The 14,683-nt window shown below is 62.5% G+C and carries 10 protein-coding genes; all 10 read right to left on the reverse strand.

Annotated features, from left to right (window positions below):
- Positions 1–42: 42 nt before the first annotated feature.
- The 10 genes from hemE to pilM all read right to left on the reverse strand — a co-directional run bounded on the left by hemE (position 43) and on the right by pilM (position 14,535).
- Positions 43–1,107, reverse strand: a complete 1,065-nt coding sequence (hemE, locus tag ACEWE8_RS06975) for a uroporphyrinogen decarboxylase (RefSeq protein WP_115273378.1) — start codon at positions 1,105–1,107, stop codon at positions 43–45.
- 151 nt (positions 1,108–1,258) lie between these two features.
- On the reverse strand, positions 1,259–2,677 hold the full coding sequence (locus ACEWE8_RS06980) for an FAD-dependent oxidoreductase (protein ID WP_115273377.1): 1,419 nt from the start codon (positions 2,675–2,677) through the stop codon (positions 1,259–1,261).
- 123 nt (positions 2,678–2,800) lie between these two features.
- Positions 2,801–7,246, reverse strand: a complete 4,446-nt coding sequence (gene gltB / locus ACEWE8_RS06985; RefSeq protein WP_046787055.1) for a glutamate synthase large subunit — start codon at positions 7,244–7,246, stop codon at positions 2,801–2,803.
- Between the two features lie 373 nt (positions 7,247–7,619).
- Positions 7,620–9,215, reverse strand: a complete 1,596-nt coding sequence (locus tag ACEWE8_RS06990) for an SPOR domain-containing protein (RefSeq protein WP_046787054.1) — start codon at positions 9,213–9,215, stop codon at positions 7,620–7,622.
- Positions 9,216–9,230: 15 nt separating this feature from the next.
- Complete coding sequence (gene aroB / locus ACEWE8_RS06995) at positions 9,231–10,328, reverse strand: 3-dehydroquinate synthase (RefSeq protein WP_046787053.1); 1,098 nt, start codon at positions 10,326–10,328, stop codon at positions 9,231–9,233.
- A 94-nt stretch (positions 10,329–10,422) separates the two neighbouring features.
- Positions 10,423–10,941, reverse strand: coding sequence for a shikimate kinase AroK (aroK, locus tag ACEWE8_RS07000; protein ID WP_039602073.1), 519 nt, complete (start codon positions 10,939–10,941; stop codon positions 10,423–10,425).
- Positions 10,942–10,945: 4 nt separating this feature from the next.
- Positions 10,946–12,214: a type IV pilus secretin PilQ gene (locus ACEWE8_RS07005; protein WP_080952148.1), complete on the reverse strand. Its 1,269-nt coding sequence runs from the start codon at positions 12,212–12,214 to the stop codon at positions 10,946–10,948.
- Positions 12,138–13,154 carry a pilus assembly protein PilP gene (locus ACEWE8_RS07010; protein WP_046787084.1) on the reverse strand — a complete coding sequence of 339 codons (1,017 nt, stop codon included), beginning with the start codon at positions 13,152–13,154 and terminating at the stop codon, positions 12,138–12,140. The genes ACEWE8_RS07005 and ACEWE8_RS07010 overlap by 77 nt, the downstream gene beginning before the upstream one ends.
- Positions 13,151–13,687, reverse strand: a complete 537-nt coding sequence (locus tag ACEWE8_RS07015; protein ID WP_046787051.1) for a PilN domain-containing protein — start codon at positions 13,685–13,687, stop codon at positions 13,151–13,153. Before ACEWE8_RS07015 ends, ACEWE8_RS07010 begins: the two co-directional genes overlap by 4 nt.
- The gene (gene pilM, locus ACEWE8_RS07020) at positions 13,687–14,535 is read right to left on the reverse strand and encodes a type IV pilus biogenesis protein PilM (RefSeq protein ID WP_046787050.1); all 849 of its coding nucleotides are present in this window, start codon (positions 14,533–14,535) and stop codon (positions 13,687–13,689) included. Before pilM ends, ACEWE8_RS07015 begins: the two co-directional genes overlap by 1 nt.
- Positions 14,536–14,683: the final 148 nt, after the last annotated feature.

Raw genomic sequence — 14,683 nt, forward strand, 5'->3', positions numbered from 1 at the left:
CCGCAAAGCGGCCCCAAATCGCTTGACTGACTGCCATTCAGATCACTGGTGATACTGCGCCGACAGCTCATGCACGGCGTTGATGAACACACCCGCATGCTCCGGGTCGACCTCCGGCGTAATGCCGTGACCCAGGTTGAACACGTGGCCGGTACCCTTGCCATAGCTCGCCAGGATCCGTGCCACTTCGTTGCGAATGGCCTCAGGCTTGGCGTACAGCACGGTCGGGTCCATGTTGCCTTGCAGGGCAACCTTGTCGCCAACGCGGCGGCGGGCGTCGCCGATCTCGCAGGTCCAGTCCAGGCCCAGGGCATCAGCGCCGGCTTCGGCGATGCTCTCCAGCCACAGGCCGCCGTTCTTGGTGAACAGGATTACCGGCACCTTGCGCCCATCGTGCTCACGGATCAGGCCGCTGACGATCTTGCGCATGTAGGCCAGGGAGAACTCCTGATACGCCGCCGCCGACAGGTTGCCGCCCCAGGTGTCGAAGATCTGCACGGCTTGGGCGCCGGCCAGGATCTGCCCGTTGAGGTAGCTGGTGACCGACTGTGCCAGCTTGTCCAGCAGCAGGTGCAGGGCCTGCGGGTTGTCGTAGGCCATCGCCTTGGTCTTGCGGAAGTCTTTGGACGAACCACCTTCGACCATGTAGGTGGCCAAGGTCCACGGGCTGCCGGAGAAACCGATCAGCGGCACACGGCCGTTGAGCTCGCGCCGAATGGTACTGACGGCATCCATCACGTAGCCAAGGTCTTTCTGCGGATCAGGGATTGGCAGGGCTTCGATGTCGGCCGGGGTGCTGATGACCTTCTTGAAACGCGGACCTTCGCCGGTCTCGAAGTACAGGCCCAGGCCCATGGCATCGGGAATGGTGAGGATGTCCGAGAACAGGATCGCTGCGTCAAGCGGGTAGCGCTCCAGCGGCTGCAGGGTGACCTCACAGGCGAACTGCGGGTTCATGCACAGGCTCATGAAGTCACCGGCCTTGGCGCGGCTGGCGCGGTATTCCGGCAGGTAACGGCCGGCCTGGCGCATCATCCATACAGGGGTGACGTCTACGGGTTGCTTGAGCAGTGCACGCAGGAAACGATCGTTCTTCAGGGCAGTCATGTCGGCATCCGGCAAAAAAGTGCGGGCATTTTCTCAGACGCCAGCGCAAAAGGCACGGTTGAGACCATGCGTTTTGTCTATTGGGTGCCGTGGATCAAGCAATTTTGTATACAAAAAGCGATGAGGCCGCTGTGCGGCCCCATCGGTCACATCAGACTTCGAGGTAATCCAGGATACCTTCGGCAGCGGTACGACCTTCGAAGATGGCGGTCACCACCAGGTCCGAACCGCGCACCATATCGCCACCGGCAAAGATTTTCGGGTTGCTGGTCTGGTGCTTGAACTTGCCTTTCTCCGGGGCCACCACGCGGCCTTGGCTGTCCATCTGGATGCCATGCTGCTCGAACCAAGGTGCCGGGCTTGGGCGGAAGCCGAAAGCGATCACCACGGCGTCCGCCGGGAGGATTTCTTCGGAACCCGGGATTGGCTCAGGGCTGCGACGACCACGGGCATCAGGCTCGCCAAGACGGGTCTCGACCACCTTCACGCCTTCGACCTTGTCTTCACCGACAATGGCGATCGGCTGACGGTTGTAGAGGAATTTCACGCCTTCTTCCTTGGCGTTCTTCACCTCTTTGCGCGAGCCCGGCATGTTGGCTTCGTCACGACGGTAGGCACAGGTCACCGCCTTGGCGCCCTGGCGGATCGAGGTGCGGTTGCAGTCCATTGCGGTGTCGCCACCGCCCAGCACCACGACCTTCTTGCCCTGCATGTCGACGAAGTCTTGCGGCGACTTCTCGAAGCCCAGGTTGCGGTTGACGTTGGCGATCAGGAAGTCCAGCGCGTCATGCACGCCCGGCAGGTCCTCGCCCGGGAAGCCGCCTTTCATGTAGGTGTAGGTACCCATGCCCATGAACACGGCGTCGTACTCGGCGAGCAGCTGTTCCATGGTGATGTCGGTGCCCACTTCGGTGTTCAGGCGGAACTCGATACCCATGCCGGTAAAGACTTCGCGACGATTGCTCAGCACGGTCTTTTCCAGCTTGAACTCAGGGATGCCGAAGGTCAGCAAGCCGCCGATTTCCGGGTTCTTGTCGAACACCACCGGGGTAACCCCGGCGCGCACCAGCACGTCGGCACAGCCCAGGCCTGCCGGGCCAGCGCCGATGATGGCAACGCGCTTGCCGGTCGGTTTGACCTTGGACATGTCCGGGCGCCAACCCATGGCGAAGGCGGTGTCGGTGATGTATTTCTCGACCGAACCGATGGTCACCGCGCCGAAGCCATCGTTCAGGGTGCAGGCACCCTCGCACAGGCGGTCCTGCGGGCACACACGGCCGCAGACTTCCGGCAGGGTGTTGGTCTGGTGCGAGAGTTCCGCCGCAGCCAGGATGTTGCCTTCGGAGACCAGCTTCAACCAGTTCGGGATGAAGTTGTGCACCGGGCACTTCCACTCGCAATACGGGTTACCGCAGCCCAGGCAGCGGTGTGCCTGCTCTACGGACTGCTGGGGCTTGAAAGGCTCGTAGATTTCCACGAACTCCTTCTTGCGTTGGCGCAGCAGCTTTTTCTTCGGGTCCTTGCGGCCCACTTCGATGAACTGGAAGTCGTTACTCAGACGTTCAGCCATTTTTCAAAACCTCTTAACAGCAGCTGCAAGCTACAAGCTGCAAGCCGCAAGACGATCACTTAAGCCGGGCAAACCTCGAGCTGCTATTACTCGCAGCTTGAGGCTTGCCACTTGCAGCTGTTTTTACTGCGGGTTGGCACGGGTGCTGGACAGCAGTTGCTTGAGGTTGGCCGCCTTCGGCTTGACCAGCCAGAAGCGCCGCACATAGTCGTCCAGGTTTTCCGAGAGCTCACGCCCCCACTCGCTGCCGGTTTCTTCCACGTATTCGCCAAGGACCCGCGCCAGGTGGCTACGGTAGGCTTCCATCGCTTCACCACTGATACGCTGGATTTCCACCAGCTCGTGGTTGAGCTTGTCGACGAAGCTGTTGTCCATGTCGAGCACGTAGGCGAAGCCGCCAGTCATGCCAGAGCCGAAGTTGTAACCGGTCTTGCCCAGAACGCAGACAAAGCCACCGGTCATGTATTCACAGCAGTGATCGCCAGTACCCTCGACAACAGCATGGGCGCCGGAGTTACGCACAGCGAAGCGCTCGCCCGCGGTGCCGGCGGCGAACAGCTTGCCGCCCGTGGCTCCGTACAGGCAGGTGTTGCCGACGATGGCGCTGTGCTGGGTTTCGAACGGGCTGCCGGCTGGCGGCACGATGGTGACCTTGCCACCGGTCATGCCTTTGCCAACGTAGTCGTTGGCGTCACCTTCCAGGTACAGGTTCAGACCACCGGCGTTCCACACGCCGAAGCTCTGGCCCGCAGTTCCCTTGAAGCGGAAGGTGATCGGCGCTGCGGCCATGCCCTGGTTGCCGTGCAGCTTGGCGATTTCGCCGGAGATGCGCGCACCAATGGAGCGGTCACAGTTGCAGATGTCGAGCGCGAACTCGCCACCGGCCTGATCGCGAATGGCCGGCAGGGCCATTTCGACCATTTTCTCGGCCAGCTCGCCCTTGTCGAACGGCGGGTTCTTGTCGACTTCGCAGAACTGCGGCTTGTCAGCCGAGATGTGCGAGCTGCCCAGCAGCGGCGACAGGTCCAGGTAGTGCTGGCGCTCGGTATCGCCTGGCAGCACGTCGAGCAGGTCGGTGCGGCCGATCAGCTCGCCCAGGCTACGCACACCCAGCTTGGCCAGCCACTCGCGCGTCTCCTCGGCGACGAAGGTGAAGAAGTTGATCACCATGTCGACGGTGCCGATGTAGTGGTCCTTGCGCAGCTTGTCGTTCTGCGTGGCCACGCCAGTGGCGCAGTTGTTCAGGTGGCAGATGCGCAGGTACTTGCAGCCCAGGGCGATCATCGGGGCGGTACCGAAGCCAAAGCTTTCGGCGCCGAGGATGGCGGCCTTGATCACATCCAGGCCGGTTTTCAGGCCGCCGTCGGTCTGTACCCGTACCTTGCCGCGCAGGTCGTTGCCGCGCAGGGTCTGGTGGGTTTCGGCCAGGCCAAGCTCCCACGGGGCGCCGGCGTACTTGATGGAGGTCAGCGGCGAAGCACCGGTACCACCGTCATAACCGGAGATGGTGATCAGGTCGGCATAGGCCTTGGCCACGCCGGCGGCGATGGTGCCAACGCCCGCCTCTGCCACGAGCTTGACCGATACCAGGGCCTGGGGGTTGACCTGCTTGAGGTCATAGATCAGCTGGGCCAGGTCTTCGATCGAGTAGATGTCGTGGTGCGGTGGCGGCGAGATCAGGGTCACGCCCGGTACCGCATAGCGCAGCTTGGCGATCAGGCCGTTGACCTTGCCGCCGGGCAACTGGCCGCCCTCGCCCGGTTTGGCGCCCTGGGCAACCTTGATCTGCAGCACTTCGGCATTGACCAGGTATTCCGGGGTCACACCGAAGCGGCCGGTGGCCACCTGCTTGATCTTGGAGCTGCGGATGGTGCCATAGCGCGAGGGGTCTTCACCGCCCTCACCGGAGTTGGAGCGCGCGCCCAGGCGGTTCATCGCCTCGGCCAGCGCTTCGTGAGCCTCTGGCGACAGCGCACCCAGCGAGATACCGGCGGAGTCGAAGCGCTTGAGGATCGCCTCCAGCGGCTCGATCTGATCCAGCGGCAGGGCCTCGTCGGCCACCTTCACTTTCAGCAGGTCGCGGATCATCGACACCGGGCGCTGGTCGACCAGCGTGGTGTACTCCTTGAACTTGGCGTAGTCGCCCTGCTGCACGGCGGCCTGTAGGGTATTGACCACATCCGGGTTGTAGGCGTGGTACTCGCCACCGTGGACGAACTTGAGCAGGCCACCCTGCTGGATCGGCTTGCGCGCGCTCCAGGCTTCAGCGGCGAGCAGCTTCTGGTCGCCCTCGAGGTCGACGAAACGCGCACCCTTGATGCGGCTGGACACGCCTTTGAAGCTCAGGCCGACCACTTCTTCGGCCAGGCCTACGGCCTCGAACAGCTGAGCACCACGGTAGGAGGCGATGGTGGAGATGCCCATCTTCGACAGGATCTTCAGCAGGCCCTTGGAGATGCCTTTGCGGTAGTACTTGAAGACTTCGTCCAGGTCGCCCAGCACTTCGCCGGTGCGGATCAGGTCGGCCAGCACTTCATACGCCAGGTACGGGTACACCGCAGAGGCGCCGAAGCCCAGCAGCACGGCGAAGTGGTGCGGGTCACGGGCAGTGGCGGTTTCGACCAGGATGTTGCTGTCGCAACGCAGGCCTTTTTCCGTCAGGCGGTGGTGGACCGCGCCAACGGCGAACGAAGCGTGCACCGGCAGCTTGCCCGGGGCGATGTAGCGGTCGCTGAGCACCAGTTGGGTCTTGCCCGCGCGCACCGCTTCTTCAGCCTGATCGGCGATGTTGCGGATGGCCGCTTCCAGGCCGATGCCTTCTTCGTAGTTGAGGTCGATCAGCTGACGGTCGAAGCCTTCGCGCTCCAGGTTCATCAACGAACGCCACTTGGCGGGCGAAATGACCGGGGAGCTGAGGATTACCCGCGAGGCATGCTCAGGAGATTCCTGGAAGATGTTGCGCTCGGCACCCAGGCAGATCTCCAGCGACATGACGATCGCTTCGCGCAGCGGGTCGATCGGCGGGTTGGTAACCTGGGCGAACTGCTGGCGGAAGAAGTCGTAAGGCGAACGCACGCGCTGCGACAGCACGGCCATTGGCGTGTCGTCACCCATCGAACCGACCGCTTCCTGGCCTTGCTCGCCGAGTGGGCGCAGTACCTGGTCACGCTCTTCGAAAGTGACCTGGAACATCTTCATGTACTGCTTGAGCTGGTCAGCGTCGTAGCTGGCCGCGCCCTGGTCGTCGGAGAGCGTCGCCTGGATGCGCAAGGCGTGCTGACGCAGCCAGCGCTTGTACGGGTGGCGCGACTTCAGGCGGTTGTCGATGGCATCGGTGTCGAGGATGTGGCCGGTCTCGGTATCCACCGCGAAGATCTGGCCTGGGCCGACACGGCCCTTGGCGATGACATCTTCAGGCTTGTAGTCCCACACGCCGATTTCCGACGCCAGGGTGATATAGCCATTCTTGGTGGTCACCCAGCGCGCCGGGCGCAGGCCGTTGCGGTCAAGCAGGCAGACCGCATGACGGCCCTCGGTCATGACGATGCCGGCCGGGCCGTCCCACGGCTCCATGTGCATGGAGTTGTATTCGTAGAAGGCGCGCAGGTCGGCGTCCATGGTCTCGACGTTCTGCCAGGCTGGCGGTACCAGCATGCGCACGCCGCGGAACAGGTCGATACCGCCGGTGACCATCAGTTCCAGCATGTTGTCCATGCTCGAGGAGTCGGACCCTACGCGGTTGACCAGCGGGCCGAGCTCTTCGAGGTCGGGGATCTGGTCGTTGGCGAACTTGGTGCGACGGGCCATCGCCCAGTTGCGGTTACCGGTGATGGTGTTGATCTCGCCATTGTGGGCGAGGAAGCGGAACGGCTGCGCCAGCGGCCATTTCGGCAGGGTGTTGGTGGAGAAGCGCTGGTGGAACACGCAGATCGCGGTTTGCAGGCGCTCGTCGTCCAGGTCGGGATAGAAGGCCGCGAGATCGCGCGGCATCATCAGGCCTTTGTAGATGATGGTCTTGTGCGAGAAGCTGCAGATGTAGTGGTCGGCGTCGTGGGCGTTGGCCACGGACGAACGGCGACGGGCACTGAACAGCTTGATGGCGAATTCCTGATCGCTCAGGCCTTCACCGCCGATGAACACCTGTTCGATCTGCGGCAGGCGCTCCAGCGCCAGGCGGCCGAGCACGCTGGTGTCGATCGGGACTTTGCGCCAGCCAACCAGGGTCAGGCCGGCAGCAATGATTTCGCGATCCATGTTGGCGCGAGCGGCTTCGGCTTTCACGGGGTCCTGATTGAAGAACACCATGCCAACGGCGTACTGCTTGGGCAGCTCGACGGCAAAGTGTTCCTGGGCCACGGCACGCAGGAATTGATCGGGTTTCTGCATGAGCAGACCGCAACCGTCACCGGTCTTGCCGTCGGCGTTGATGCCGCCACGGTGGGTCATGCAAGTCAGGGCCTGCATGGCCGTTTGCAGAAGGTGGTGGCTCGGTTCGCCCGTCATATGGGCGATCAGGCCAAAACCACAGTTGTCCTTGAATTCTTCGGGATGGTACAGACCTGTTTTCATAGACACTTTCTCACCAGGTTCACCTCTCAACCGGAGGCAAATCTCTTTTTTAACAACCACTTACCATCCACGCCGATCAAATGCCAGCTTTTTTGCGGTGGCCATGGAAAACCATTGTTGCACAGCGACAGCGATGCCCACAAATTTTCATGTCTCACCATTGAAAATTTATGTCGCAATTTTGAATGTTTTTGCGCCATGCGCCGTGATAGCGGCTTGGCTCGAGTCTGAAGCGTTTCAGCCATGACTGCAAGATTGGCTTGTGGCCGGCAGCCTGGGACAGAAAAGCCTGCCGCGCTCGGGCGCAGCAGGCTAGACGAAAGTCAGTTATCGCTCAGCAACTGGGCGGCGGGGTGGTGCCGCCCGGAAGGTATCAGCGGGCCGTGGCCAGCTCTTGTTGGACGCTGGCGACAGTACGTGGCCAAGGTTTACCAGCCTGAACCTTCGCTGGCAAGTTCTTGATTGCCGCAACCGCTGCATCGCGGTTGGCGAAGCTACCATAGGTGACCACGTAGAGCGGCTTGCCCTGCAGGCTTTTCTTGAAGTAGCGATAGTCGCCACCCTGCGCCTTGACGAAGGCCTGCGCCGACGCTTCGGAGCTGGTACCAAGGATCTGCACTACATAATTGCCAGGCTTCTGTCCGGAGTACCAGCCGCTGTTACCGCTGCCGCCTGTTGCAGGTTTGGCAGCGGGCTTGGCAGTGGCAACCTGGGTCGGTGCCGGAGCGGGCTTGGCGGGTGCAACCGGCTTGGCCGGCTGGGTTGCTACCGGCTTCTGCACAGGCGCAACCGGCTGGGCCGGCGGCGTACTGGTGGTGGCCTGAGCCATGGTCGGTGCGGGGCCTGCAGCTTCACCCTGCGGTGGTGCGATGGTCGTTACCGTTGGCGGATTGCCTGGCTGCAGCGCAGTGCTGTCCGCCGGGCCACCTTCCTCACCGTCCCCCATGCCGGCGGCCTGTGCCAGCGGCTCGCGCATCACCGGCTGCGACTGGCCAACCAAGGGCAGTGGCATCGGCTGCGACGAGCCTGAGAATTCGATGGCCGGGTCAGCGGGCTTTGCTTCCCCCAGCGGCAATTGGGCTTGGGCTGCGGGCGCATCCGTAGCCGCCTTGTCGCTTTTCTTGGGCATGAGAACCGCGGCAGCAACGGCCACTACAACGACAGCGGACAGCGCGAGCACGTGTTTCTTAGGCATTTTGAACCCCATGGTTGGTCGCTTCGCCGTACTACGGCTGGCGATCATGGCTTCGATCAAGGTATCGCGGGCGACCTGGTTGATGTTGCCAGGCCAACCGTCGGAGTGTTCATGAATATCGACGATCTGCTCATGGGTGAACACCTCGATGCCCCGGCCTGCACCTTCCAGGCGCTGCTCCAGGTACTCGCGGGTCTCTTCCTCGCTGTAGGGGGCGAGTTCGATGACGTGGAAACGCTCTTCCTCGACATGGATCTCATCCAACCCGGCGATCAGCGACGCTTCGCCGAACAGGAACACGTGCGGGCGCCCCTCCGGGACACCTGCCGCCAGCTCCAGCAACGCTTGGAGTGCCGACTCGTCGAGTTGTTCCGCATCGTCCACCAGTAAATAGACTTCCTGCCCGGTGAGGGCAAGCTGTACTACCTTGGAGAGGATCGCCTGAACTTCCGCCGGAGCCACGTCCAGCGCCTGGGCCACCTGGCCCAGCACGCTGGCGGCATCGCTGGCGCCGCGCGCCGATACCACGACGCTCTGCACCGACTGCTTGTTGGTGCTGGCCACCAAGGCCTGGCGCAACAACGTCTTGCCGCTGCCGACCGGGCCTGTAACCACCAGCATCAGCTGGCTGTAACGGGCCAGGTGGTGCAGTTGGCCGAGCACAGGCTTGCGCTGGGCAGGGAAAAACTTGAAGCCGGGCACACGCGGCGCGAACGGATCGTGGCTCAACTGGTAATGGTCGAGAAACGCCTCATCGGCATGCAAACTGGTCATTGCGCTGTCACAACCTCAAAGCTGGGCCACGATCGCGCGGTAATCCGCCGACAGCGTGGCCTGAAGAATCTCTTTCGGATAGTCGTCGGTAACCACGGCTTCGCCCATCTGGCGCAGGAGCACCAGACGCAAACGCCCATCGATCACCTTTTTGTCGACCGCCATATGCTCCATGAAATGCGCCGGGGTCATTTCCTGTGGTGGCACCACCGGCAAACCTGCATCCTGCAGCAGGCGGATTGCGCGATCGCGCTCGGACTGATCGATCCAGCCCAGACGCATCGACATCTCCAGGGCCATCACCGTACCCGCTGCCACGGCCTCGCCGTGCAACCAGACACCGTAGCCCATGTGCGTTTCGATGGCATGCCCGAAGGTATGCCCCAGGTTGAGCGTTGCGCGCACACCAGACTCACGTTCGTCAGCCCCGACCACCGCAGCCTTGGCTGCACACGAGCGCTGGATCGCTTCGGTCAGCGCCGCTGGCTCGAGGGCGCGCAAAGCCTTGATATTGTCCTCGAGCCAACCAAGGAAGGGCTTGTCGCAGATCAGCCCGTACTTGATCACTTCGGCCAGGCCCGCCGACAGCTCGCGCTCGGGCAGGGTGTTGAGGGTGGTGGTGTCGATCAGCACGGCGTTGGGCTGGTAGAACGCACCCACCATGTTCTTGCCCAGCGGATGGTTGATGCCGGTCTTGCCGCCGACAGAGGAGTCGACCTGGGACAGCAGGGTGGTCGGTACCTGGATGAAATCGACGCCGCGCTGATAGCACGCCGCAGCGAAGCCGGCCATGTCGCCGATAACGCCACCACCGAGGGCCACCACCGTGGTGCGGCGGTCGTGCCGGGCCGTGAGGAGGCCGTCGAAGATCAACTGCAGGGTTTCCCAGTTTTTGTGGGCTTCGCCATCCGGGAGGATCACTGGCAGCACCGAATAGGCACCCAGCGTCTTGCTCAGACGTTCGAGATACAGGGGCGCGACGGTCTCGTTGGAAACGATGGCAACCTGCCGGCCGGCAATGTGCGGCGCCAGCAGTTCTGGCTGCTCAAGCAGGCCTTCGCCAATGTAGATCGGGTAGCTGCGCTCGCCCAGGTCGACCTTTAGTGTCTGCATGTATCCCCACAATGTACTTGGGCGCGGCGTCGGCTGAGCGACCCACGCGGTAACGTTGAACCTCGCCTCGGCGCTGGCCGAGAATAGTCCCGGCCTACCGGGGCGGCAACTGCTGCAAGCGCTCGAGAATATCCAGTACGACCATGCGCGGGGGCCGTTCGTCGGTTTCAACCACGATGTCGGCGATCTCACGGTAGAGCGGGTCGCGTGCTTCAAGAAGGCTACGCAAAGTCGCCTCCGGATTGGCAGTACGCAGCAAAGGGCGATTGCGATCGCGCGCAGTACGCCCGACCTGCTGTTCCACCGAGGCATGCAGGTAGATCACCCGGCCACCATGGTGCAGGGCCTGGCGGTTGGCCTCGCGCATCACCGCGCCGCCGCCGGTCGCCACCACCACGCCATCGAGCGCGCAGAGCTCGGCGATCATCGCCTGCTCACGATCACGGAAGCCCGGCTCGCCTTCTTTGTCGAAGATCCACGGGATGTTGGCGCCTGTTTTCAGTTCGATTTCCTTGTCGGAATCTTTGAACAGCAGGCGCAGCTCTTTGGCCAACAGGCGCCCAATGGTGCTTTTTCCAGCGCCCATGGGCCCTACAAGTATCAAATTTCGCACAGAATCAACGACTCACAGCAATCGCCTGGTCATTCATGATACGCGGAGTCAGGAAGACCAGCAGCTCGGATTTTTTCTCTTGTAATGCATCGCGTCGAAACAGCCGCCCAACATACGGCAGATCGCCGAAAAATGGCACCTTGTCGACCACATTGTTTTGCGTGGTCGAATACACACCGCCAATGACGATGGTTTCCCCGTCAGCTACCCGTACCTTGGCATTGACCTCGTTCTTGCGGATCGGCGGCACATCGTTCAAGGCATTGACGAAATCAGGCTCGTCCTTGGTCACCTTGACCGTCATGATCACCTTGCCGTCCGGCGTAATCTGCGGAGTGACCTCCAACGACAGCGAAGCCTCGCGGAATGCAACCGAGGTAGCGCCACTCTTCGTGGTCTCCTGGTAAGGGACTTCGGTGCCTTTGAGGATGCGGGCGGTTTCCTTATTGGCGGTGACCACCTTGGGCTGGGAGATGATTTCACCATTGCCGGTCTTCTCCATGGCGCTGAGTTCAAGGTCCAGCAGCACGCTCCCACGCAACACCCCCAAGCCAATGCTGGAACCGGCCCGTTCCACCCCAAGATCGACAAACACGTCCTTGCCCAAAACAGCAGCTTCGCTGTACAGCCGCGGACCCCAGCGCACCCCAAGGCTTTTCTCGTAATCGACATTGGCCTCGACGATGCGCGCCTCGATCTCCACCTGCCGTACCGGCACATCCAGTTGCGCCACCAACTGGCGCAGCTCGGCAAGCCGCTGCTCAGGCTGGTGCGCCACCAGCGTATTGGTGCGCACATCCACATTCAAACTACCGCGCCCCGTCAGAATGCCGTCATCGGCCAGCGTGGCCAGCAGCAATTCGGCAAGCTCTGAGGCCTCGGCGTGGTGTATCGGCAGCAACTCGCGGCGCAACGGCTGCGATTGGGCGTCCAGCTCCAAGCCTATACGCGCTCCCAGGGCTTGTTCGGCCAGCTCAGCCGCTGGCGCCACCAACAGCACCTTGCCCTCTTCGCGCCGGGCCAGGCCCTTGCTGCGCAACACCAGCTCCAAAGCCTGATCCCAGGGAACATCCTGCAGACGCAAGGTAATACTGCCCTGCACAGTGTCGCTGGCGACCAGGTTGATGCCGGCATAATCGGCCAGCACCTGCAACACCAGGCGCACTTCCACGTCCTGGAAGTTCAGCGAAATCGGCTCACCCCGATAAGGCGTTGCCGCCAGCAACGGCATCGGCAGCAAAGCCACCACCACCCACTTCATCAACCTGTTCATGATCTTCCCTGATCTCCCCGTCCACGCCCTGCCTGAGCCTCAGAAATGCCGTGCGCTCGCGCCAAGTGCCGCCCACGAACACCCGCTCGCGCACCGTTACCTGGTGCTCATCCACGCGTTCCACCAGCCCCCCATCGCGCCCCAGACGGTCACCGGAACGCACGCGATAGAGCCGCCCGGCAGATGACAGCAAAGCCTCATGCTCCATGCCCCGGGACAAGCTTCCGACCATTTCCAGCTGAGCCAGCGGGACAGAGGCGAGCCCTCGCCTGACAACGCGACCCGACCACGTCGAAAACGGATCGAGAACCGCTGGCAAGACCTCACCCCGGGCGGGTATCCAGGCCAATGATTCCGGCTCTGCCACAGGCCCATCGGCGTGGAAGGCGTCAACACGCAGCCTCAATCGCAGCAAGCCGGGCCTGCCTTGAGCATCGGCCAGATGCATGTCGCCGACACGCAGCAGGCGAACCTGCCCAAGCCACTCATCGAGCCAAAGTCGCAACGCCGCGTAACGCCCAACTACCTGCACATCCAGCGGCGTTCGTGCGAAACCTGCCTTCTTCTGCTCATCCAGTACCTCAAGTTGCTCGAAATGCAGCCCATGCACATGCCCCGACGCGGCCAACTGATCGAGCAGATCGCTGATTTCGCCCCCGGCCGCCAGGCGCCATCGCATATCGTGCAGGTGCCGCTGGGCTTCACTCAGCGCTTGCGGTGCATGCACATGCGCCAACACCTGGGTGGCCTTGGCATGATGCTTGTCGTTGAGGGCCCTTTGGTTTACCTGCGCTGCCTGCTGCAGTTGCCGCCATTCCGGCCAACGAATCAGGCAGCCGACCGCAAGCACCAGGCACGCCGCGGCTATCGGCAGGGCACATCGGAACAAGCGCGAGCGAGCTACCAGAGCCTGCCAGTCCAGACGCACGCGCAGCTTCACGACCAAGAGTCCGACATCCGCGCCAGCAGCAAAAACTCTTCACCAGCAGGCAAGCTCTTGATCCGCTTCAATTCCAGGTCGAGCAATATCCCGGAGCGCCCGAGATCACGCATCAATTGCGCTATCACAGCGCTGGAAGCGGCCAGCCCAACCAAGTGCAACCGCTCACCCTCGACCTTCAGTTCGACAACCTGAACGCCCTCGGGCAATGCCTGCTCCAGATCGCTGAACAGCGCCGTGAGAAGCCCTCGGTCCGCAAACAAAGCGTCCAGCGAGGCGGTTTGGGCCCTTGCTGCGTCGAGGGCCTGCTGAATGACGTCAAGCTGCTCCAGCTGCCTATTGAGCCCCGCGATCGCGGCCTGGCGCCCCAGGTTGGCAGCGGCCTGATGCTGCGCCCGCTGGCGCGCCAGCTGGTCCATCAACAACACCACACAGAGTGCCAGCACCACGCTGCCAATCAGCATGAGCTGAAAACGGCGAAGTGCCGCCAAGCGTTGCTGTTCGCGCCAGGGCAAAAGATTGATACGTAGCATCAGCGCAAAGCTCCCAGCGCCAGGGCAGACGCCAATGCCATGTTGTCGTCGTGACATGCAAGGCCAGCCACCTGGGGCAACGCCCGATAAGGCACTTCCAACCGGTCAATCAAGTCACCGAGCCGACCTTGCTCAAGCTGCAGGCTCCCTGCCAGAAGCAGGTCTTGCACCTGCAGGTCATCGACAAACAGTTCGGCCAGCCGGCCCAGGGGCACTTCGCGCCGCTGCGGCAATACACCCTGTGACCAGCAATGCAGCGTAGCGCTGCCGGGCTCAAGGCGCAGCAGCGCGCAGCCGTCTGCACCCGGTTGTGGCATCATTCGCCGCAAGGCGATGCTGTCGACCTCGACGACTTCCAGCAGCAACCCAGCGTCATCGAAAATCGCTTCCAACGACTGCAGCAGGGTCTGCCGGCAGGCCACCACCAGAACATCACGCGCGCCAGCCTGCCCACATGAAGCCCCCAACACCTGGAAGTCCATCACCAGGTCTTCCAGCGGGAAAGGAAACAACCTGTCCGCATCAGCCAGAAGTTGCGCCTCCATTTCGGCTACTGGCTGGTCTGCCGGTAGCTGGCACAACTTGCAGATTACCTGCGAGGCAGGCAGGGCCACTGCGACCCGGCGCTGGCGACTGCCACTGCGCCGACAAGCGCTACGCAGCGCCGCCACGACGCGATCAGGCACTTGCCACCAATCAGCAGCACCTGCGGGCTCGAATCGCTCAACCTCCCAGGCGAGACGCTCACAGCGCCCTTTTCTGCGTTGCAGTTGTACAAGCCGAACCGAATCGACGGCAATTTCAACCCCCAACAGTGAACCGGCATCCTTGCCAATGCGTCCAAGCATCGCTGCTCCTTTGTGTCAGCCCTGAAACCCGCACCAACCCTAAGGCTTGATGGCCGGAAGGTGCAGCGGGCCGCCCGGCCGGTCACCCGGCGAGGCGAAAAATGCTTATAATGCCCAGCGTTTTTTCGTCCGCCGGCTCCGTGCGCAA

This window comes from Pseudomonas sp. TR47, assembly GCF_044143025.1.
In the GTDB taxonomy this organism is placed as follows: Bacteria; Pseudomonadota; Gammaproteobacteria; order Pseudomonadales; family Pseudomonadaceae; genus Aquipseudomonas; species Aquipseudomonas putida_E.